This is a genomic window from Allobosea sp. 2RAB26, from assembly GCF_052115465.1.
Taxonomy (GTDB): Bacteria; Pseudomonadota; Alphaproteobacteria; order Rhizobiales; family Beijerinckiaceae; genus Allobosea.
Map to the genome: position 1 here is coordinate 403,767 of NZ_JBFRGS010000001.1, position 22,099 is coordinate 425,865.

Annotated in this window: 17 protein-coding genes and 1 pseudogene; 13 read left to right on the top strand and 5 right to left on the bottom strand. The window is 65.4% G+C overall.

Annotated features, from left to right (window positions below; translation table 11 throughout):
• Positions 1-15: 15 nt before the first annotated feature.
• Positions 16-942, top strand: a complete 927-nt coding sequence (locus AB4118_RS01795) for a LysR family transcriptional regulator (RefSeq protein ID WP_441488109.1) — start codon at positions 16-18, stop codon at positions 940-942.
• Positions 943-966: 24 nt separating this feature from the next.
• On the opposite strand, the gene AB4118_RS01800 is transcribed toward AB4118_RS01795, so the two are convergent.
• Complete coding sequence (locus AB4118_RS01800) at positions 967-1,788, bottom strand: AraC family transcriptional regulator (RefSeq protein ID WP_441488110.1); 822 nt, start codon at positions 1,786-1,788, stop codon at positions 967-969.
• A gap of 119 nt (positions 1,789-1,907) precedes the next feature.
• Between AB4118_RS01800 and AB4118_RS01805 the strand changes: the two genes are divergently transcribed.
• On the top strand, positions 1,908-3,113 hold the full coding sequence (locus AB4118_RS01805) for an MFS transporter (protein WP_441488111.1): 1,206 nt from the start codon (positions 1,908-1,910) through the stop codon (positions 3,111-3,113).
• A gap of 96 nt (positions 3,114-3,209) precedes the next feature.
• Here the strand turns inward: AB4118_RS01805 and AB4118_RS01810 are convergent, their stop codons facing one another.
• On the bottom strand, positions 3,210-4,196 hold the full coding sequence (locus AB4118_RS01810) for a Bug family tripartite tricarboxylate transporter substrate binding protein (protein ID WP_441488112.1): 987 nt from the start codon (positions 4,194-4,196) through the stop codon (positions 3,210-3,212).
• Positions 4,129-5,331 (bottom strand): 4-oxalomesaconate tautomerase, encoded by a 1,203-nt coding sequence (locus AB4118_RS01815; RefSeq protein ID WP_441488113.1) that lies wholly within the window; start codon positions 5,329-5,331, stop codon positions 4,129-4,131. The genes AB4118_RS01810 and AB4118_RS01815 overlap by 68 nt, the downstream gene beginning before the upstream one ends.
• Before the next feature lie 86 nt (positions 5,332-5,417).
• Between AB4118_RS01815 and AB4118_RS01820 the strand changes: the two genes are divergently transcribed.
• The 11 genes and pseudogenes from AB4118_RS01820 to AB4118_RS01870 all read left to right on the top strand — a co-directional run bounded on the left by AB4118_RS01820 (position 5,418) and on the right by AB4118_RS01870 (position 18,647).
• Entirely contained in the window at positions 5,418-6,332 is a 915-nt protein-coding gene (locus tag AB4118_RS01820) for a LysR family transcriptional regulator (RefSeq protein WP_441488114.1), read from the top strand.
• Between the two features lie 192 nt (positions 6,333-6,524).
• A complete protein-coding gene (pip, locus tag AB4118_RS01825) occupies positions 6,525-7,502 on the top strand; it encodes a prolyl aminopeptidase (protein WP_441488115.1) in 978 nt (325 codons plus the stop codon).
• A 10-nt stretch (positions 7,503-7,512) separates the two neighbouring features.
• Positions 7,513-9,327 (top strand): S9 family peptidase, encoded by a 1,815-nt coding sequence (locus tag AB4118_RS01830; RefSeq protein ID WP_441488116.1) that lies wholly within the window; start codon positions 7,513-7,515, stop codon positions 9,325-9,327.
• 26 nt (positions 9,328-9,353) lie between these two features.
• Positions 9,354-10,781, top strand: a complete 1,428-nt coding sequence (locus AB4118_RS01835) for a M20 family metallopeptidase (RefSeq protein ID WP_441488117.1) — start codon at positions 9,354-9,356, stop codon at positions 10,779-10,781.
• 93 nt (positions 10,782-10,874) lie between these two features.
• A complete protein-coding gene (locus AB4118_RS01840; protein ID WP_441488118.1) occupies positions 10,875-12,515 on the top strand; it encodes an ABC transporter substrate-binding protein in 1,641 nt (546 codons plus the stop codon).
• A 9-nt stretch (positions 12,516-12,524) separates the two neighbouring features.
• Positions 12,525-13,595 carry an ABC transporter permease gene (locus AB4118_RS01845; RefSeq protein ID WP_441488119.1) on the top strand — a complete coding sequence of 357 codons (1,071 nt, stop codon included), beginning with the start codon at positions 12,525-12,527 and terminating at the stop codon, positions 13,593-13,595.
• 9 nt (positions 13,596-13,604) lie between these two features.
• The gene (locus AB4118_RS01850; RefSeq protein WP_441488120.1) at positions 13,605-14,528 is read left to right on the top strand and encodes an ABC transporter permease; all 924 of its coding nucleotides are present in this window, start codon (positions 13,605-13,607) and stop codon (positions 14,526-14,528) included.
• 70 nt (positions 14,529-14,598) lie between these two features.
• A pseudogene (locus tag AB4118_RS01855) lies at positions 14,599-15,387 on the top strand (ABC transporter ATP-binding protein); the annotation flags it as partial.
• Positions 15,384-16,181 (top strand): ABC transporter ATP-binding protein, encoded by a 798-nt coding sequence (locus tag AB4118_RS01860; protein ID WP_441488121.1) that lies wholly within the window; start codon positions 15,384-15,386, stop codon positions 16,179-16,181. The pseudogene AB4118_RS01855 and the gene AB4118_RS01860, both read left to right, overlap by 4 nt.
• Positions 16,182-16,210: 29 nt before the next feature.
• Positions 16,211-17,233 (top strand): serine hydrolase domain-containing protein, encoded by a 1,023-nt coding sequence (locus AB4118_RS01865; RefSeq protein WP_441488122.1) that lies wholly within the window; start codon positions 16,211-16,213, stop codon positions 17,231-17,233.
• Positions 17,234-17,282: 49 nt separating this feature from the next.
• On the top strand, positions 17,283-18,647 hold the full coding sequence (locus AB4118_RS01870) for an MmgE/PrpD family protein (protein WP_441488123.1): 1,365 nt from the start codon (positions 17,283-17,285) through the stop codon (positions 18,645-18,647).
• Here the strand turns inward: AB4118_RS01870 and AB4118_RS01875 are convergent.
• Together AB4118_RS01875 and AB4118_RS01880 are read right to left on the bottom strand one after the other, a co-directional pair.
• Positions 18,572-19,594 carry a LysR family transcriptional regulator gene (locus AB4118_RS01875; protein WP_441488124.1) on the bottom strand — a complete coding sequence of 341 codons (1,023 nt, stop codon included), beginning with the start codon at positions 19,592-19,594 and terminating at the stop codon, positions 18,572-18,574. The genes AB4118_RS01870 and AB4118_RS01875 overlap by 76 nt on opposite strands.
• 143 nt (positions 19,595-19,737) lie before the next feature.
• Positions 19,738-22,065, bottom strand: coding sequence for a hypothetical protein (locus AB4118_RS01880; protein ID WP_441488125.1), 2,328 nt, complete (start codon positions 22,063-22,065; stop codon positions 19,738-19,740).
• Between the last annotated feature and the right edge of the window lie 34 nt (positions 22,066-22,099).

Consider the following 22,099-nt stretch of genomic DNA (forward strand, 5'->3'; position numbering starts at 1 on the left):
CTGATAATCAGATAGATGACGGTTTCGCTGGACCAACTTCGGGCCTTCGTCGCGGCAGCGGAGCATGGCTCGTTCTCCGGGGCAGCGCGCGCGCTTCGCAAAGCGCAATCAGCCGTGAGCACGCAGGTCTCGAATCTCGAGGAGGATCTCGGCGTCGCTCTGTTCAGCAGGGCCGGGCGCAATCCCGTGCTCACTCCGGCGGGCGAAAGATTGCTGCGCGAGGCCAAGGTCGTGCTCGATCGCAGCGAACACCTCATCGGCGTCGCGCGCAGCTTCGAGGCTCATGTCGAGAAGCGGCTTGTCATCGCGATCGACGAACTTTACCCGGAGCACGCTCTGGGGGCGCTCTTTGCCGATTTCGCGCGGCACTTCCCCCATGTTGAGCTCGAAATCCTGTTTCCGCTGATGGAGGATGTGAGCCGGCTGGTCCTCGCGGGGAAAGCCGATATCGGCGTGATGTGGCGTCAGGAGGTCTTGCCGACGGAGCTTGGCTTCCAGACGATCGGATGGGTCCCGCTCAAGCTGGTTTGCGGCAAGGACCATCCGCTTGCCAAGGCCCGCGTCGATTGGGAAGAGCTGAAGCGCTACAGGCAGATCCTCGTCGCCGCCAGAAGCGACGGGCCGGAGAAGCGGCGCCTGCGCGTTGCCGCCGAGGTCTGGTGGGTGGAAAGCCACTGGGTCATTCTGGAAATGGTGAAGCACGGCATCGGCTGGGCGTTCGTGTCCGACCATGTCATCGCGAATTCGCCGGCCGCCCCCGGTCTGATCACGCCGGATCTTCAATTCGACGACGCGGATTGGCCGATCGCGCTCGAGATGATCTGGCACAAGCAGCGGCCATGCGGTCCGGCAGCCAAATGGCTCCGCGAACGCTTCGCCACGACCCGGATCGACACCAGCTCGTCCTGGAGGTCGCCACTGCCGGAAGGAAACCGGACATAGCGGCCCTAGCGAGCCGGCGCGGGCCTAGCCGGTGATCGAGGCCTTCATGTAGCTGCGCGGCGAGGTCCCAAGCAGGCGGCGGAACATCGTGGTGAAGGCGGCGACGTTCTCGTAGCCCGCCAGCATGGCGATCTGCGTCACCGGCGCGCCTTCCGCGAGTTTCGGCAGACAGGCGAACAGGCTGGCCTGTTGCCGCCAGGTCGCGAAGCTGACGCCCGTCTCCCTGAGGAAGAAGCGTGTGAAAGTTCGGCGGCTCATCGCAAGCGCTTCCGCCCAGGTGTCGAGCCGGGCATTCGCCGACGGCGCTGCCATATAGGCCCGGCATAGCGCCGCGAGTCTCCTGTCGGCCGGGAAGGGAAGGCCGAGAGGACGGGATTCGAGGGAGGCGATCTCTTCCATCAGGAGCTGAAGGCTCAATGTGAGCTTGCGGCTTCCGGCGGGCGCCTCGCGCAGGCGGATCGCTTCGATGATGAGGCTGCGCGCAAGATCCGTTACCTCGAGCACCACCGGCTCGGGATCGGCCAGGACGCCCTCCCGGGGCAGAAGATAGACCGATCGCATGCTGACATCGCTCAGCATTTCCACGGAATGCTCGAGATGGTGAGGGATCAGCAGCGCGTGGCCTGGCGGAATCATCCAGCGGCCGCGCTCGGTTGCGACTGCCACCACGCCGGAGAAGACGCAGAGCAACTGGATGCGCTGGTGGCTATGGAGAGGGATGGTGTAGCCCGCGGGATCCTCGTTGCTGTGCACCAGGATGTCGGCCTCGGCATAGGCAATCCATCCGAGGTTACGGCGGTGAGCCTCGTCGCGCGCCTCGAGCAGATGCTGCGGCAGTTTTCTCATCTTTGGCCCAAACGCAAAAGAATTCGACCGAAACACGAATGCAGGTCAAGGAGGCGCTCTGTAAAGAGGCATGGCGGCGATAAGCCGATGTTTGCGGCCCGCGCTGGAGACGAATTGAGATGGTTGCAGCGTTCCCCGGGACCAGGTCCCGTTTCGAGAAGACGACGACATCGATCCTGCTGGCGGTGAGCTTCTGCCACCTGCTCAACGATGTGATGCAATCGCTTCTTGCCTCGCTCTACCCGCTGTTCAAGGCAAACTACGCTCTCGATTTCGTCCAGATCGGCCTGCTGACCATGACCTTCCAGGTCACGGCCTCGCTGCTGCAGCCGGTCGTCGGGATGGTGACCGATCGTTGGCCGATGCCCTATTCCCTGCCGGCCGGGATGGCCTGCACCTGCGCCGGACTGATCCTGCTGGGCAATGCGCATAGCTTTGCGATGCTGCTCATGGCGGCGAGCCTGATCGGCTTCGGTTCCGCAATCTTCCACCCGGAGGCGTCACGGGTGGCTCGCCTTGCCTCCGGTGGCCGCCACGGCCTGGCGCAATCGCTTTTCCAGGTTGGCGGCAATATGGGCTCGGCCATCGGACCGCTGCTCGCGGCCTTCGTGGTGTTGCCATTCGGCCAGGGCAGCGTGGCGTGGTTCTCGGCCATAGCGATGCTGGGCATGATCGTGCTCGGCTGGGTCGGGGCCTGGTATGCCGGTCATCGCCGCCAGAATGCCAGCCGTCCTGCCGTCAGTCGCACGCTGCCGTTGCCGCAGGGGCGCGTCGCACTGGCGTTCCTCATCCTCGTGCTGCTGACCGCGACCAAGAATGTCTACATGGCCAGCATCTCGAGCTATTTCACCTTTTACGTGATCGACCAGTTCCAGCTCGGCATGCGCGATGCGCAGCTGATGCTGTTTCTCTTCCTCGGTGCAGCCGCAGTCGGGACCTTTCTGGGTGGGCCGATCGGGGACCGGTTCGGAGCGCGTTTCGTGATCTGGTTCTCGATCCTGGGTGTGATCCCGTTCGCGCTGCTGCTGCCTTATGCGAGCCTGTTCTGGACCGGCGTGCTGAGCGTCGTGATCGGCTTGATCTTCGCCTCGGCATTCTCTGCGATTGTCGTCTTCGCACAGGAACTCGTGCCCGGCCGTGTCGGCCTGATCGCCGGCGTGTTTTTCGGCTTTGCCTTTGGCGCGGGTGGACTTGGAGCGGCCCTGCTTGGCAACTTCGCCGATACGCACGGTATCGCCTTCGTCTACCGCGTCTGCTCCTACCTGCCGCTGCTGGGGCTGCTTACGATCCTGCTGCCTCGCCTGCCGCAAAGAGGCGAGAGCTAGGCCCGGAATCGCTCAGGCTGGATAAGTACGCTGCGTCACGGCCTGCCGCTGGCGGGCCGTGACGCAGGTCTTTGTATGGATTGGCCCGTCTCGGGCCTAGTTTACCGCGATCTGGGCCTGCTTGATGATGCCGGCCCAGCGCTTCGACTCCGCTTCCATCATCGCAGCGAACTCGGTCGGCGTATTGCCGATCGGCTCGGCGCCTTCGTTCTTCAGCCGTTCGCGGATGGTCGCGTCGTTGATGGCCTCCACCGTGGCGGTGCGGAGCTTCGCAGTGACATCCTTCGGCGTCCCCTTCGGCACGACGAAACCATACCAGGCTGTCGCCTCGTAACCGGCCCAGCCGCTTTCTGCGACCGAGGGCACCTCGGGGAAGAGCTTGGCCCGCTCCTTGCCGGTCACCGCCAGCGCGCGCACCTTGCTGCCTTCGATCAGTCCGAGAACCGACGGCACGGTGGTGATCATGAAATCGGACTGGCCGGCGAGGAGGTCGGTCAGGGCCGGGCCTGCGCCACGATAGGGCACGTGCACGGCAGTGAACTGCGCCATCTGCGCCAGCAGAACGGTGGCCAGGTGGCTGGCCGAACCGTTGCCGGCAGAGCCGTAGGTCAGTTTGCCCGGATTCTTCTCGCCGAAGCTGATCAGGTCCTTGATCGTTTTGTGGGGCGAATTCTGCGCCACGACGACGACCAGCGGAGCTGCGGAAATCAGGGTGATCGGGTCGAAGGCCGTCAGCGGATCGACCTTGACGTTCTTGAACAGGTGCGGGTTGACCACCATCGGGCCCTGATTGGCCATCAGCACGGTGTAGCCATCCGCGGGAGAGGTGGCGGCCTGTGCGGTGATCAGGTTGCCGCCGGCCGATCCGTTGTTCTCCACGACAAGCGACTGGCCGAGCTTTTCTCCAACGCCCTGGGCGACCAGACGCGCGATCGCGTCCGTTCCGCCGCCGGCCGCGTAAGGCACCAGCAGGCGCATCGGCCGCTCGGGAAATGCTGCCTGAGCGAATGCCAGCTCAGGCAGACAGGCGCTGGCGGCTGCAGTCGTCAGCAGGCTGCAGAAGTGGCGACGCGTCGGTGTCATGATGGGAATTTCCTCCGATTGCAGTCCCTTCTGGCAGCGCGCCAATCGCGCTGGCGGGGACGATGACATGGCCTTCAAAGATACGGCGCGCAGTGCGCACCAGGCTGGCTCTGGCAACTTGGCCAGATGCGTCGAGAGCGAGGTCGACCTGGATACGGCCGCTCGGATGTTCGATCGTCACCAGCGAGGCGGCGTCCGCGAGACCTGCCTCCTGCGCAACGCTGCCGGCGACCTGACTGGCGACGGCGATGCAGAGTGCGCCGGTGACGGCATGGCTGCGATGGCAGCGGTCCGGCGTGAAATAGCGTGAGGTCAGGCTGCCGCCCTGGCGGGCCGTCGAAAGCAGTCCGATCTTGGGAATGACCCGGCCGGCGACGTCTCCAAGACCCATGCGCCTGCCCGCCTCGCGCCGGATCTCCTCCAGCCGCGCCAGCAGGGCCGTATTCGCGTCGAGCTCCGCCGGCGACTCGTCACCGGCAAGGCCGAAATCGGTTGCGCGGACGAGCAGCATCGGCGTGGCATAGTCGATCAACGTGACCGGCACACCATCGATCAACTCGCGCGGCTTGCCGGTCGGCAGCAGGGAGCCGGTCTTGGAGCCGATGGCTTCGAGGAAGGTCAGCTTGATCGGGGCTGCAGTGCCTGAAACGCCGTCGATCGCGGTTGTGCCGTCATACTCGACACGTTTGCCGGGGGTCTGCACCACCGCCTCGATCAGCGAGGCGGTATTGCGGTTGTAGATCCGAACCATCGTCTCACCATCGCATGCCGGCACGAGGCCGGCCTCGATGGCGAAGGGGCCGATGGCGGAGAGCATGTTGCCGCAGTTCGGACCGAGATCGACATGAGCCCGGTCGACTGCGACCTGGGCGAAGAGGTAATCGATATCGGCATCCGGGCGTGACGCGTTGCCGACTATGGCGACCTTGCTGGTCAGCGAATTGCCGCCCCCGATCCCGTCGAGTTGCAGCGTGTGAGGCGACCCCATTGCTGCGAGCAGCACGCGGTCGCGCGCCTCCGGGTCCGCCGGCAGATCGGTTTCCAGGAAGAACGGGCCGCGGGATGTGCCGCCGCGCATCAGCACGCAGGGAATGCGCAGGGCACGTGCATGAGTGGGCTTGAGCGGATCGGGCAAGGGCGGCGTCCAGCGGTGAGTGACGGGCTCTCATCCCAGATCGTGAAACCGCTGTGAAATGCAGAGATCGGTGTTATTGATGCGCCATGAGCATCAATTTCGAAGCGCTTGATCTGCGCGCGTTCATCGCGGTGGTTGAACTGGAGGGGTTCCACCGCGCCGCAGAGGCCCTCAACATGTCGCAGCCGGCGCTGAGCCGGCGCATCCAGCGGCTCGAGGCAGCGGTCGGCGCGGCCCTGCTCGAACGCACGACACGGCGCGTGGCGCTGACCATGGTCGGGCGCGAGATGCTGCCGCTGGTGCGGCGCATGCTGGACGAGTTCGATTCATCGATCTTCGCGATGCGCGATCTTGGCACGAGGCGAGCAGGGCAGATCGCGCTCGCCTGTGTGCCGACGGCCGCGTTCTACTTCCTGCCCTCGGTGATCGCGCGCTTCTCGGAGCAGTATCCCAATATTCGGTTCCGGATCCTCGACCTCTCGGCCAATGACGGCCTGGAGAGCGTGGCGCGCGGCGAGGTCGAATTCGGCATCAATCTGCTCGGGGGCTCCGATCCCGATCTGAGCTTCGAGCCGCTGCTCGAAGACCCGTTCGTCCTCGCCTGCCGGCGCGACCATATCCTGGCGAGCAAGCCATCGCTCGCCTGGGCCGATCTCGAAGGGCATCCACTGGTCACCGTCAGCCGGGCGAGCGGCAATCGCGCCATCCTCGACGCGGCCCTGGTGCGGGTCGGTGTGCGGCTGGACTGGTCCTTCGAAGTCACGCATCTGTCGACCTCGCTGGGGCTGGTCGAAGCCGGGCTTGGCATCTCGGTTTTGCCGCGTCTTGCAACGCCGACCGGAGAGCATCCCATCATCGTGACGCGCCCAATCCGCGATCCGGAGGTCTCGCGGACCATTGGCGTGGTGCGTCGCCGCGGCGTTCGCCTTGCTCCGGCTGCGGAACGCTTTCTGGATATGCTGCTGGGGACATGGCGAGGGCCTTTGCCTCAGCGGAAATAAGAGCCTGCCCGCGTGGCTGGCCGCGGCGCCGGAGGCAACAGGAGGTCGGGGACGGGTATGCTGCAAAACTATTCCACAGGCGCATAACATCGAACCCAAATTGCATTAGCCAGCATCGGGCCGAGCGTGGCATCGTTAGGTCATCGAGATGGTTGAGCGCTGGCTTCAGCGCGTTTTTCGTTGGAGCAAGGCGTGTCGGCCTACGATGACGTTCTTTACCCCGCGCTTGAGCCTTACCGCGCTTTTCGGCTTGCGGTGGGGGGCGCACATGAACTCCATGTCGAGACCAGCGGCAATCCGGACGGCATTCCGGTCGTTTTTCTGCATGGCGGTCCGGGTGGCGGCACCAAGCCGGCCCAGCGCCGGAGCTTCGACCCTGCCGTCTTCAATATCGTGACCTTCGACCAGCGCGGCGCCGGGAAATCGACCCCGCATGCGGAACTCGACGGCAACACGACGCAGGACCTGATCGCCGATCTGGAGCGTATCCGCAGCCATCTTGGCATCGAGCGCTGGCTCGTCACCGGCGGATCCTGGGGCAGCTGTCTTGGGCTCGCCTACGGCCAGAGCCATCCCGAGCGCTGTCTCGGGTTCCGTCTGCATGGCATCTTCATGGCGCAGCGCTCGGAGATCGACTGGTGGTTCCAGGGCTCGCGTATGATCTTCCCGGATCATTGGGAGGCTTTTGCCGAATTCGTGCCGAAGGCGGAGCGTGATGATCTGCTCTTGGCCTATTACAAGCGCCTGACCAGCGACGATGCCGGGTTGCGTGCTGCAGCGGCGGTCAGCCTCAGGACCTTTTCGGCGCAGACCCAGACGTTCCTGCCCGACCCGGACCATGTCGCGACGCTGACCGACACCGACGCCGCGCTCGCGATCTCCCGGATCTTCACGCATTACTGCATGAACGGGGCCTTCCTTCCCTCCGGCCAATTGCTGAGCGACATCGGTCGCATCCGCCATTTGCCGGCCGAGATCGTGCAGGGGCGCTACGATACGGTGACGCCGATGAGCACGGCCTGGCAGCTGAAAAAGGCCTGGCCCGAAGCCCGGTTCACGATCGTGACCGAGGCGAACCACGCAGCGACGCCGAATGCGCCGGCGTTGTCGCAAGCCCTGCGCGAGGCAACGGACCGGTTGCGCGATGTGATGCTGGCCCAGGCGGCCTGAGGGAGTGCCCATGTACGAGGCCGCAAACCAGATTCGCATCGGCATCGAGCCCTATCTCGAGGTCCGGAGCGCAAAGAGCCCCGCCATCGCGCCTGATGGCGAATTGCTGGCCTATCTCAGCGACGAGAGCGGCACGCACCAGATCTGGCTGCGGCCGCTCGCGGGCGGAGCGCCCTGGCGCCTGACCGATATGCCGGAGCCGATCGGCGCGATCTCCTTCAACCCCAAGGGCCGCGACCTCCTCTTCACCATGGATTGCGGTGGCGACGAGCGGCACCAACTCTGGTTGGTGCCGGGCGCCTCCGGAGTGCCTGAGCCGCTAACCGACGACCCGACGGTCGTGCATGCCTGGGGCGCCTGGGCGCCGGACGGACAACGCATCGCATTCACCTCCAATGCCCGCGATTGCGAGCATATGGACGTCTACGTCATGGATCTCGCCACGCGCACCGCCAAGCGCGTCCATCAAGGCTCCGGCTATCGTGAGGCGGTCGCCTTCTTCCCCGATGGCAAGTCGCTGCTCGTCGCCAACGCCACGCGTTCGATGAGCGATCAGGACCTGCATCGCCTCGATCTCGAGACTGGCAGCCTCACGCCATTGCTGCCGCATGAGGGCCGCGCGCGCTATGTCGTCAGCCGCATGAAGAAGGATGGCAGCGGCTTCTTCTTCGTGTCCGATCAGGGGCGCGAGCATCTCGGTGTCGCCTTCTGTGCACTGGCCGAGGGGCGCGTCACCTGGATCGTCGAGCGGGAGAAGCAGGATATCGAGGCGATCGCGCTCGCACCCGATCAGGGCCGCCTCGCCTATGTGGCGAACGAGGAAGGCTGGAACCGCGTTTTCATTCGTGATCTCGCGACGGCCGAGGAGTTCGAGGTCGCCGGCTTGCCGCGCGGGACCATCGGCTCGGTGGCCTGGGTTCCCGACGGCAGCGGCCTCGTGTTCCCGCTCGATGGTGCGACCTCGTCTCCGGATATCTGGCGCTTCGATCTGGCTACGCGCACGGCAACGCGGCTGACGGATGCATCCAAGGCAGGTCTCGATTCAAGCAGCTTTGTCGAGCCGAGCGTCGAGCGCGTCGCGAGCTTCGATGGTCTCGAAGTGCCCTTCTTCGTCTATCGGCCGCGGAGCAAGGCTCCGGCGGGCGGTTATCCGGCCGTGGTCGTGGTGCATGGCGGACCGGAAGCGCAGTGGACGCCGATCTTCCGGGCCGACCTGCAGTTCTTCCTGAGCCAGGGCATCATGGTCGTCGCCCCCAATGTGCGTGGCTCGACCGGCTATGGCCGCGCCTACCAGCATCTCGACGACAAGCATCTGCGCATGGACAGTGTCGCGGACCTCAAGGCGGTGCGGTTGTGGCTGCGCGAACAACCGGAGGTCGATGACGAGCGCGTCGCGGTCTATGGGCGCTCCTATGGCGGCTTCATGGTGCTCGCCGCGCTGACCGAACAACCCGAATTGTGGAAGGTCGGCGTCGAGTTCTACGGCATCGCCAATTTCCTGACGATGCTCGAAACCACGGGGCCGTGGCGCAAGTATCTGCGCGCGGTCGAATATGGCGATCTTGTTGCCGATCGGGACGACCTGATCCGCTTCTCGCCGATCCACAAGGCAGGCCATATTCGCGCGCCGCTGTTTATCGCGCAGGGGCTCGACGATCCGCGTGTGCCTCCCGGCGAGAGCGAGATGATCTATTCGGTGCTGCGCGGTCGCGGCCATCCGGTCGAGTATGTCCGCATCCCGCATGAGGGCCATGGCTTCGCCCGGATCGAGAACCGGCGCACGGTCTTCGGGGCCGTCGCACGCTTTCTGCGTAAGCATCTGTGACAGCATCTGGAATACGAGAGGACGCCATGCGTAATTCAGAGACGATCTGGCAATTGGTCGATGCCAAGCGGCAGCCCTTCGAGGCGCTGAGCGACCGGGTCTGGGGCATGCCCGAGATCGCCTATACCGAGTACCGCTCGGTCGCCGAGCATACGGCGATGCTGAAGGAACAGGGCTTCCGCGTGACCGAGAATGTCGCCGGCATTCCGACTGCGGTGATGGGCGAAGCGGGCGAGGGCGGCCCGGTGATCGTCTTCCTCGGCGAATATGATGCGTTGCCCGGCCTGAGCCAGGAGGCGAATATCGCCGAGCCGCGCCCGGTCGAGGGTGGCGGACATGGCCATGGCTGCGGCCACAACATGCTCGGCTCGGCCGCGCTGCTGGCCGCGACCGCGCTCAAGGACTGGCTTGCCGAGACGGGGCGCCCCGGGCGGGTGCGCTATTTCGGCTGCCCGGCGGAAGAGGGTGGCGCAGCGAAGGCCTTCATGGTTCGTGCCGGCGCCTTCGACGATGTCGATGTGGCGATCACCTGGCACCCGGCGTCGATGACGCGGGTCGACGAGGCGCTGTCGCTCGCCAATACGCGCATGGACTTCCACTTCACCGGCCGCGCCTCGCACGCGGCGGCGGCGCCGCATCTGGGACGGAGCGCACTGGATGCCGTCGAGCTGATGAATGTCGGCGTCAACTACATGCGCGAACACATGCCGTCGGATGCCCGCATCCACTATGCCATGCTCGATTCCGGTGGTATCGCGCCGAACGTCGTGCAGGCTTCGGCAAAGGTGCGCTATGCGATCCGCGCCCGCGACCTCGCGGGCATGCTGGAACTCAATGAAAGGGTCAAGAAAGTCGCCGAGGGGGCGGCGTTGATGACCGAGACCAAGGTCTCGATCTCTATCATGAGCGCGGTTTCCAACATGCTCGGCAATACGCCGCTCGAAGAGGCGATGTTCCAGAACATCCAGCGTCTCGGGCCCGTGCCGTTCGACGATGCCGACCGCGCCTACGCCGCCCAGATCCAGGCGACGCTGAGCGAGGCCGACATCCTGAACGACTATCGCCGCACCGGCGTCGCGCCGCGCGAGAACACCCCGCTCTGCGATTTCGTGATCCCCAGGGATGCCAGAGGCGTGCCGATGGTCGGCTCGACCGACGTCGCGGATGTCAGCTGGAAGGTGCCGACCATCCAGGCACGCGTCGCGACGCATGCCATCGGCACGCCCGGCCATTCCTGGCAGATCACGGCGCAAGGCAAGGCCCCGGCCGCGCATAAGGGCATGGTTCATGCCGCCAAGATCATGGCCGGTACGGCCGTCGACGTGATGAGCGACGAGACGCTGCTGGCGCGCGCCAAGAAGGATCACCAGGAGCGGACGACCAGGACGCCCTATATCTGCCCGATCCCGGCCGAGGTGAAGCCGCCGATCCAGCCGCGGCCCGAAGCCGCCTGAGCCTTTCAGCCGGGCCTGCGCGGGAGACACAGCGCAGGCCTAGCGACCACAGCAAGTCTTGACCAAGAACAATCACGAGAGCGGGAACTGACCATGGCCAAGCAAGACCAGTCGACGGAGACGCGCGCGCCTCGCGCCGCGCGGTATCTTCTCTCCAGCGTCGCCGCTGCGGCGGCCGTTTGCGCTGCTGCCACGACGGCCGGCGCCGCCACGCCGAAGAACGCCCTGGTGATGGCGTGGAATATCGACGCGATCAGCACTTTCGATCCGGCCCAGGTCGGCGAGGTCGTGACCAACGAGATCCTGCAGAACACCTGCGACACGCTGGTCGATTTCGACCCGGCCGACGAGCGCAAGGTTGTCCCGCTCTTCGCCGAGCGCTGGGACGTCTCGCCGGATCGCAAGGAGATCACCTTCCACCTGCGCAAGGGCGCCAAGTTCCCGTCCGGCAATCCGGTGACCGCTGAGGATGTCCTCTGGTCGCTGCGCCGCGTGGTCAAACTCAATTTCGGCAATGCCGCGACCCTGACCGAATACGGCTTCACCAAGGACACGGTCGATCAGCGCATCGTGGCGCCGGATGCCAATACGGTCGTGTTCAAGCTCGACAAGGCCTATCCGACGACGCTGATCCTGCAGGCGATCGCCGCCAACCGCGTCGCTGCCGTGATGGACATGAAGACCATCATGGCCAATGAGCAGAATGGTGATCTCGGCAATAAGTATCTCGGCACCCGCACGGCCTGCGTCGGCCCCTACAAGCTGACGCGCTGGAACGCGGGCGAGTCCATCGTGCTCGAGGCGAACGAGGGCTATTGGGGCAAGGCTCCGGCGCTGAAGCGCGTGCTGATCCGGCATGTCGCGGAAGCCGGCACCCAGCGCCTGCTGCTGGGGCAGGGCGACGTCGACGTCGCGCGTGACCTGACGCCCGAGGACGTCAAGGACCTCGAAGCCTCGAAGGATGTCTCGATCCTCAAGGTTCTGCGGCCGCAGCTGTTCTTCTGGAACTTCAACGTTGCGGACGGCCCCTTCTCCAAGGAGAAGGTGCGCCTCGCGATGCGCTACCTGATCGACTATGACGGTCTCGGCAAGACGATCATGACCTATCTCGGGGTGCCGCGGGCGAGCTTCGCGCAGCTTGGAGCGGTCGGCGCATTGGACGAGAAGGAGGGCCAGCCCTTCAAGCTCGACCTCGACAAGGCCAAGCAGCTCCTGACCGAGGCGGGCTATCCGAACGGTTTCGAAGCCAGCCTGATCTTCGGCACCTTGCCGCATTCGGCGCCGATCGCCCAAAGCGTGCAGCAGAACGCCTCCAAGATCGGCGTGAAGCTGTCGCTCGAGCGGATGGCCAATGCCCAGCTGTTCAGCAAGGTTCGCGGCCGCGAATTCCAGTCGGCGATGCTGGCCTGGCAGACCGGCGTGCCGGATGCGCATGGGAATGCCTCGCGCCTCGTCTTCAATCCCGACAACCGGGCCGAGGCGAAGCAGACGCAATATCCGAGCTGGCGTTCGTCGTATCAGGACCTGGCGCTCAACGCCAAGATCGACGAAGCCTTGCTGGAAGCCGACACGGCCAAGCGCGACGCGCTCTACGCCGAGATTCAGAAGGACGTCATGGCCAAGGGGCCGATGGCCTTCATGTTCCAGATGTACAACATCGCGGGTGTCCGCAAGGACCTGAAGGACTGGAGCTGGACCGGCTTCAAGACCTACTACGCCCGAACCAGCAAGTAAGGCTGGCTGGTGTCCGAAGTCGCCGAGGTCGGCTCCCGTCGGTTTGCGAGTCCAGGGCGGAAGGGTCTTCCGTCCTGGGTCTGGGCAACCGGAAGGACCATCATTTCCGTTGCCGTGACCCTGTTCGGGCTCGCGGCGCTCACCTTCTTCATCGGTCGCCTGCTGCCGCTTGATCCCGTTGCCGCGGTGCTCGGCGACAACGCGACCCAGGAAGCCTATGACGCGATGTACCGGCAGCTCGGTCTCGACCAGCCGCTCTGGGTGCAGTTCGCGCGCTATGTCTGGGGCATCCTGCATCTCGATTTCGGGACGGCGCTGACCACCGGGAAACCGGTGATGGAAGACATCGCCCGCGTCTTCCCGGCGACGATCGAGCTCGCCAGCGTGGCGATCATCATCGGTACGGGGCTCGGCATTCCGATGGGCGTGCTCGCCGCCATGTACCGCGATACGTGGATCGACCAGCTGTCACGCGTCGTCGGGCTGATCGGTTATTCCGCCCCCAATTTCTGGCTCGGCCTGATGGGGCTCGTCCTGTTCTACGCCACGCTCGGCTGGGTGGCGGGGCCGGGGCGCATCGACTTCACCTATGAGTTCGACCTCGAGCCTGTGACCGGCTTCCTGCTCATCGACAGTGCCATGGCGGGCAACTGGGAGATGTTCGGCAACGCCTTCTCGCACATCATCCTGCCGGCCTCGATCCTGGCCTTCGGCGCGTTCGCCTATATCAGCCGCATGACGCGCAGCTTCATGATCGAGCAGCTGAGCCAGGAATATGTGGTGACGGCGCGGGTCAAGGGGCTGTCCTGGTCGCGCACCGTTTGGGGCCATGCCTTTCGCAATATCGCCGTGCAGGTCGTGACCGTCGTGGCGCTCTCCTACGCCTTCCTGCTGGAAGGGGCGGTGCTCACGGAGACGGTCTTCGCCTGGCCCGGTTTCGGCCGCTACCTGACCAATGCCCTGCTCGCGGGCGACATGAATGCCGTGGTCGGCTGCACGCTGCTCGTCGGCGTCATCTTCGTCACGCTCAATCTGCTCTGCGACCTGCTCTACCGGGTCTTCGACCCGCGCACCCGGTGAAGGCACGCCATGTCCGCTCCCCCTCTTGAAACGTCCGGCACAGGCCTCAAGGCCTGGCTTACGGCCCCCGTTCCGGCCTCGCCATTCCAGGCGCGTATGCAGCAGCTGTCCCTGAAATGGTGGCGGCTCAAGGCCAACCCGTCGGCGCTGTTCGGGCTGGCCGTCATCGTACTCATCGTGCTGGCGGCCTTGTTTGCGCCGCTGATCGCGACGCATGACATCTATGCCCAGGATCTCGGCAAGCGGCTGATGCGGCCGTCGGCGGCGCATTGGCTCGGCACGGACGAACTCGGCCGCGATATCTTCAGCCGGCTCGTCTTAGGCGCCCGCATCACGCTCTACATTGCCTTGCTGACGGCGATCATCGTCGCGCCGCTCGGTTTGATCATCGGCACCACCTCCGGTTATCTCGGCGGCTGGGTCGATATCGTGCTGATGCGCGTGGTCGATGTCTTCCTGGCCTTCCCGAGCCTGGTGCTGGCGCTCGCCTTCGTCGCCGCGCTCGGCCCGGGCATCGAGAACGCCATCATCGCGATTGCGCTCGCCGCCTGGCCACCGATCGCCCGGCTTGCCCGCGCGGAAACCCTGTCGATCCGCAAGTCGGACTATATTGCCGCCGTGCGGCTGCAGGGAGCCTCGCCGTTGCGCATCATCCTTGGCCATGTCGTGCCGATGTGCATTCCCTCTGTCGTGGTGCGCCTCACGCTCAACATGGCGGCGATCATCCTCACCGCTGCGGGGCTCGGTTTCCTCGGCCTCGGTGCGCAGCCGCCGAGCCCGGAATGGGGCGCCATGCTGGCTTCCGGCCGGGAGTTCATTTTGACCAATGGCTGGATTGCGGCCATTCCCGGTACCGCCATCCTGATCACCAGCCTCGCCTTCAACCTCTTCGGGGATGGCCTGCGCGATATCCTGGATCCGCGTCATGGCTAAGCCGCTGCTCGAGGTCGAGGACCTCTTCGTGTCCTTCAAGGGGGCTCATCGCACCACCCAGGCGGTCCGGGGCATCTCGTTCAACGTCGGCCGGGAGAAGGTCGGTATCGTCGGCGAGTCCGGTTCGGGCAAGTCGCTCACCGGGCGCACGGTGCTGAAGCTGACGCCGAAGGCCGCACATATCGACGCCAGGCGCCTCTCCTTCGACGGCATCGACCTGCTCGCCGCCAGCGAGCGGCAGATGCGGAGCATTCGAGGCAACCGCATCTCGATGATCCTGCAGGACCCGAAATTCTCGCTCAACCCGCTGATGCGGGTCGGCCAGCAGATCACCGAAGCCTACCGCCTGCATCACAAGGTCGGCCGGCGCGAGGCCGAAGCGCGGGCGCTGGCCATGCTCGAGGCGGTGAAGATCCGAGATCCCGACCGCGTCTACCAGCTCTTCCCGCACGAGGTTTCGGGCGGCATGGGGCAGCGCATCATGATTGCCATGATGCTCATTCCCGAGCCGGACCTGATCATTGCCGACGAGCCGACTTCGGCCCTCGACGTGACGGTGCGAAGGCAGGTCCTGACCATTCTCGACGAGCTCGTCACGCGGCGTGGCGCGGGCCTGATGTTCATCAGCCATGACCTCAACCTCGTCGCCGATTTCTGCGACCGCGTGTTGGTCATGTATGCCGGCCGGATCATGGAGGACATCGCCGCGCGCGACCTGCGCAATGCGCGCCACCCCTATACGCGCGCGCTGCTCGACAGCCTGCCGCGGCTCGACCGCGCCACCGACATGCTCCAGGTCCCGAGCCGCGACCCGGCCTGGCTCGACGGTCCGACGATCCGCAGAGGAGTGGCGACATGAGTGCTCCGGCCACGAACGCTTCTGGGGCTGCGCAGCAGACCGCCCTCGCAGTCAGCCATCTCAACATCATCTTCGGCAGCGGCGCAGCCGCGATGACCGCGGTCGACGATGTCTCCTTCACGCTCGGGCACGGCGAAGCCTTCGGGCTGATCGGCGAGTCCGGCTGCGGCAAGTCGACGATCCTGCGTGCGCTCGTCGGGCTCAACCGCGATTACGAGGGCACGATCAGGTTCCGCGACACGGTGGTGCCGCGCCAGCGCGACAAGAGCTTTTTTCGTCGGGTGCAGATGGTCTTCCAGGACCCCTATGCCTCGCTTCATCCGCGCAAGATGGTGCAATACGTCCTGGCCGAGCCTCTCCGGATTCACGGGTTCGACCGGCATCAGGAGCGCATCGACGAAATCCTATCGGCCGTCGGGCTCGGGCCGTCGTTCCGCTATCGCTTCCCGCATGAGCTTTCGGGCGGCCAGCGCCAGCGCGTCGCGATCGCACGCGCACTCATCATCGAGCCCGAACTGCTGCTCCTCGACGAGCCGACCTCGGCGCTCGATGTTTCGGTCCAGGCCGAAATCCTCAACCTGCTGAAGCAGCTCCGGCGTGCCCGCGACCTGACCTATCTGATGGTCAGTCACGACCTCGCGGTGGTGACGCATCTGTGCGAGCGCGTCGGCATGATGAGCGAAGGACGCATCATCGAGGAGATGAGCGCCGAGGACGTGCGCGCCGGCCGCGCCGCCGAGCCTTACACGCGGGAATTCCTGGAGGCGAGCACGGGGTACCGGCCGGCCTCGTGACTGCAATCCTCAGGGGAGGCGATTTTTCCATGCGCAAAGACGTTTCGGGGGACGGACAGGTTGCGGATGCGGCCTGGCCGAATGAGGACTGGAGTGCGGTAAACCCCGCTGATGCGGGCTGGTCCGCGGATGGCCTCGACCGCGTCTGGAGCTATGCCGACACGATCGCGACTGCGACGCTGATGATCGTGCAGGGCGGCCGGGTTGTCGCGAGCCGCGGCGATCTCGCCCATCGTTACCAGTGCCATTCGATCCGCAAGAGCTTCCTCAGCGCTCTCATCGGTATCCATGAGGACGAAGGCACGATCGACCTGTCGCGCAGCCTGGCGCAGCTCGGAGTCGACGACAAGGACGGCCTGAGCGAACGCGAGAAGGCGGCCACGATCTACGACCTGCTAACTGCGCGCTCGGGCATCTTTCACCCGGCCGGGTATGAATCGGCCTGGATGAAGTCGATCAAGGAGCCGCGCCATTCGCACGCGCCGGGCGCCTTCTGGTCCTATAACAACTGGGACTTCAACGCTCTCGGCACGATCTTCGGCGCGCTCACCGGTGCCGGCATCCATGATGACTTCCAGGGGCGCATCGCCGGGCCGCTCGGCATGCAGGATTTCCGCTTCGACGAGGAACGTCGCGACGGCTGGATCGAGCCGGACGACTGCTCCGTGCACCCGGCCTATCCGTTCCGGATGTCGACGCGCGATCTCGCCCGCTTCGGCCTGATGTTCCTGCGGCGAGGCCGCTGGCGCAGCCGGCAGGTGGTGCCGGCCAACTGGGTGGCGACCAGTGTCCTGCCGCTCTCGGATGCAGGCCCGCGTGGCGGCTATGGCTATATGTGGTGGGTGTCGCGGTCCGGTGCTGGTTTTCCGGGCGTCGTGCTGCCGGATGGCAGCTACAGCGCCCAGGGCGTCGGCGGGCAGTACTGCCTCGTCATTCCCTCGCTCGACCTGGTGATCGTGCACCGCGTCAACACCGACAAGAAGGGCGAGGAGGTCAACCGCTTCGCCTTCGGGCGCCTGCTGCGCCTCATCCTCAACGCGCGCGTGGGCTGACGGACGCGCTGGCCCTTCTCGTCGTACTCGTCGCAGATCTGGAGAGCCTATGTCGAGTGCCATCGAACGCATTGCGGCCTGGAGCCGGTCCGGACCTGGGTTCGCTCCTCTGGCGCGGACGCGTGCGCGTCATGCGATCGCCGATACGATCGGCTGCATGATTGCCGGCGCCGACGATCAGGCGACGCAGTCGGTGCGTGCGGCTTTCGCCGCCAGCATCGGGCTGTCCGGTGCAGCCGCCGTCATTGGTGGCGGCAGGGCATCGGAAGCCGTCGCCGCCCTGGTGAACGGCACGGCGGCGCATGCTCTCGATTACGACGACAATTTCCGGCCGGGCATCACCCATGCTTCGGCCGTGCTCGTGCCGGCCCTGCTTGCCGTCGCGCATGGTCGAGCCGCGAACGGGCGCAGCTTCGTGGACGCCTATCTCGTCGGGCTCGAGGCGCAGGCGATAGTCGGGCGAGGCATCAATCCGGCGCATTACACGCTCGGGTGGCACGCGACCTCGACGGTGGGGGCTATCGGAACTGCAGCAGGCACGGCCTGGCTGATGGGACTCGATGCGGCGGGCATCGCGCGCGCCATGAGCGTAGCGGCAAGCATGGCGGCCGGGCCCAAGGGGCAGTTCGGGACCCCGGCAAAGCCGCTGCATGCGGGGCTTGCCGCCCGCAATGCCGTTGACGCGGCTGCGCTTGCGGCGGCTGGCATGACAGGTCGTCTCGACATTCTGGAATGCCCGATGGGGGTGGCCGAACTGTTCGGCGACGCGAGCGCGGCGGGATGGGCCGGGATAGCCATTGCCGAGCCGCATGTCATCGAGAGCGAGGGCCTCATCCCCAAGCGCCATCCCTGCTGCGGCTCCACGCATTACACGGTGGACGCGATCCTCGGGCTGAAGGCCGAACATGGCTTCACGAGCGGGGACGTGCTTGCGGTGGAGACGCTGGTCGGTATCGCGAATGCGCGTAACCTCGCCTATCCCGACCCGGAAGACGAGATGCAGGCCCGTTTCTCGATGCATTACTGCGTCGCGCTCGCGCTCCTGCAGGACCGCTTGTCGCTGGCCGATTTCACGCCCGAGGCGGTGCAGCGCCAGGCCGTGCGCGAACTTCTGCCGCGCACGGTCATGAGGGCCTATGACAAGAGCGAGGAGGCCGCTGCCGGGCGCCTGCCGCATCGTGTGACCGTGCGGCTTGCGGACGGGCGAACGCTGACCGTCGAACGCTCGGAGGCAAAGGGCTCGATTGCGGACCCCTTCGACGACATGGATCGCGAGTCAAAATTCCTCGATTGCTGTGCGGCCACGATGAACGAGGCCGAGATCGCGACGCTCTATGATCAGCTCGCCGGCATCGACGCAGCAGCCAATCTCAACTTCCTGTCCCCCGCATTGGTCGCGACGGGCCGCGCATAGGAGAGCCTGCCCGGCATCGGGCGCACAGGTGCGTCCGGCGCACTCAGGGGCATGTTCTCATCGACGGCGGCCCAGAAAAGCTCGGCACCGTGCCGGCTTGGCGATGCGGCACGGTAGAGGCGGATTTCGGCGGTCAGCTCCCAGGAGGGATCGGCCGCCGGCACGAGCACGCCGCTGCGCAGCTCCTCGGTAATCAGGCTTTCCGGGATCCAGGCCATGCCGCGCCCAGCCAAAACCATCGCCTTGAGGCCGACCGACATCGGGTTCTCGTAGACGGTGACGTGAGGGGCGGGCCGATCGGCGAAGAGCTTGGCCAGACGACGGGCAAAGAACGAGCAGCTGCCGTAGCTGAGCATTCGGACGGGCTCTCTTGTGGGGCGGAGAGCATGCACCGGCCTGCCATCGGCGCCGGCGATCGAGACCGGGATCGCGCGCTCGGAGCCAAGGCGGCGATAGATGAAACGAGCGGGATCGAGCAGCAGCGGCACGGTCTCATGCGCATAGGTCAGCAGGAAATCGCATTCGCCCTGGTTCAGGACCGCGACATTGCCGTCATAGGACGAATACTGGTCGCAGAAACGGGTCTTCACCGACCCAAGCCGCTCCTCGATGCGCCTGATGAAGCCGGGGAAATAGGTCAGGGACAAGGTGTTGAGCGTGGCGAAGACCAGCACTTCGGCCGTGTCTTCATGCTGCTGGCGCGCCTCCTGTCGCGAGGTCTGGACCAGCTTCAGGATCTCACGCGCCCGCGGCAGGAAGATTTTGCCCTCCTCCGTGATGCCGATCGGGTAGCTGCTGCGGTCGAACAAGGACAGGCCGAGCCAGCTCTCGAGCTGCCGGATGCGGCGGCTCAGGGCAGATTGCGTGACGTTGCGCTCCCGGGCCGAGCGCGAGAAACTCAAGGTTGTCGAGAGGCTCACAAAGTCCTCCAGCCACTTCAGCTCCATCGCGTCGCATCTCCCTGTCCGGCGGATGGCAACCTGCCATGCCGGATGCGACAAGCAAACAGCTTGCCGCGAACGGGACTGGGGGCGATGCGTGGAGGCGCAATGGCCGGATGCGGCCGGCCGTGGCCGCACCGGCGTCTCCGCTAGCGACGGAAACCACCATGGAATCCGCCGCCACCGCCGTGGAATCCGCCGCCACGGAAACCTCCTCCGCCATGGAACCCACTGCCGCCGGTGAAGCCGCCGCCGTGTAAGCCGCCACCGCCACGGAAACCGCCAGCCTCCGCGAATCCACCGCCTCCTCGGAAGTTTTCCATCCGCTCGCCATGGAACCGGCCGATCTGCTCACGGTCGAGATTACGGATCTCTCCGCCACCGGCATTGGCCCAGCGACCGTTCTGATGCTGCTCCCAGCCATTACTCCCGCGGCGGAAGACCTCACCGTTGCGACCCGCGTAGTGGTCATTCGCGCGTGGGTGGTTGCGGGCGATGTCGCCGGCGTTCTGACGGATGTTCCCGTCATTCAGGCGCAGATTGCCAGCTCGCTCGCCCAGGCCGCCCTGCGCATTCAGATTGGCGCGTGCGTTGCCGAGATTGGCGCGCTGGCCGGGCGTGAGCCCGCCCCGGTTGGCGATGCGGGTGTCGATGCGGCTATGCACCGAGTTGTTCGTCCAGCGGTTGTAGATGTTGGCGTGGTTGAAGTTGAACTGGTTGAACGTATTGAAGTTGTTGATCACCACATTGTTGTGGCCCCAACCCCAGCCGCCGCCCCAGCCCCAGGCGCCACCGGCCCAGGCCGCGCCGGCAATGGCCCCCAGGGTGAACCCGGACACCGCGCCCCAGGCGAAAGCCGTGCCATATCCATAGGTCAGAGGTGCCGGATACCAGGCCGATCCGATCCAGGCCGGGTAGACATAGCCGGTGCCGTAGACGACGACCCCGCCGGGCGCGGCGACCGTACCGTAATAGCCCGGTGTATATCCGACATAGACGGTCTCGGGGGTGGAACTGTAGACCCTGACATAGGTCACGAAATGCAGGGGCGAACTCGGCGGGATAGCGTAGATCGCTGCCGGGACTTCGGTCGCGACAGCCCAGGGGCCGGCCGCGCTGTTCGCGACGAACCAGACGCCGTTCTGGACCGCATAATAGGAACTGCCGGCCTTGATCACCGGTATCGCGGCATTGGCGACATATTCGAGGCTGGTGCCTTCGATCGGTTTCAGTTCTGGCTTCCCGTCATAGCGAACGCTCACCTTCGCCTTCTTGCGGTCGACCGTCGCGGTCTGCGGGATCTGATTGTCGATCAGGGAGTCCTGGGCCTGGACCGTGCCGCTCACTGAGGCCAGCACGGCGCCCTTCGGGTGGCTGTCGGGGATCTTGGCGAAATCCGCTGGCAGCTTGTCGCCCGCAACGAAGCTCCAGGGGCCGTTGGAAAGCGATTTGGAGCTGAACCAGCGCCCGGAGATCAGGACATAGTTCTCCTGGCTGGCGACGTCGATGACGACATGGCTGCTGGTGTTCTTGATATAGAGCAGCTGCGTATCCGGAATCGGCAGATATTCCGGATGACCCGCCGTCTGGATCAGATCCGCCGGTCCGAGGCTGACATGCAGGGTCGGGATCGCGCCGCCTGCAACTGCTGCCTCGATGTCCACTGGCGGCGTGTCCATCAGATTGACCTGGGTCCCGGCTGCCTTCAACGCGCCGGCCAGACTGGCCGGAGGCTGTGGTGCCACGGCCCAGGGACCTTCAGGCGCCTTGGCATTCCACCACGTCTTCAGCGCGCGCAGGTAGTAGACGCCGGCAGCCTCGTCGAACAGGATCAGGGCGGGTGTGTTGATCACGCGCAGCAGCTTGCTGCCGGCAACCTGGCGTAGCTGGGGCTTGCCGTCGATCAGGACGAGCAGGGCCGGTGTTTCGCTGTAGACGATTTTGGGGGGCTCGTTGCGCACAGCCTGCGTCTGGTCGGTCTCGGCCTCGGAGACGGCAAGACTGGCCTGCAGGCGAGAGAGCGAGATCGTGCGCAGGCCACCGGGGACATGCTCGCGCAACGTCGTCAGATAGGCGTTGGAATTGGCGGTGTCCGAGGGAAAATTCGCCCTGGTGAGCTCGATGCCATCCAGCGAGACGAGATCGCTTTCCTTGTCGACCGAGGTTCTCGCCTTCATCCAGATCACGCCCAGCGTCGGCGCCTGGCTGCCGGGACGCTGGATCGACACGGCCGAGCGGGCTTCGAGGATATCTCCCCGCCAGCTCTCGATCTGCGGTTGATAGATGGTGATGTCCTCCGCGGCATCCGCGACGGTGCGCGGCCAGGATTGGGTCGGGCTTGCCTGCGGCGCGGTTGTCGAGGCGGCTGCCGTTCGCGGGGTTTGGGCCAGGGCGATGGTGGGCGGCGGGAGAAGGAGGGTCACCGTCGCAATGAGGGCGACCGTGTGCTGGAGCCGGGCCTTGAGGGGATGTTGCATATCAGTCTCCGCTTTGAAATCGCATGGAAATTTC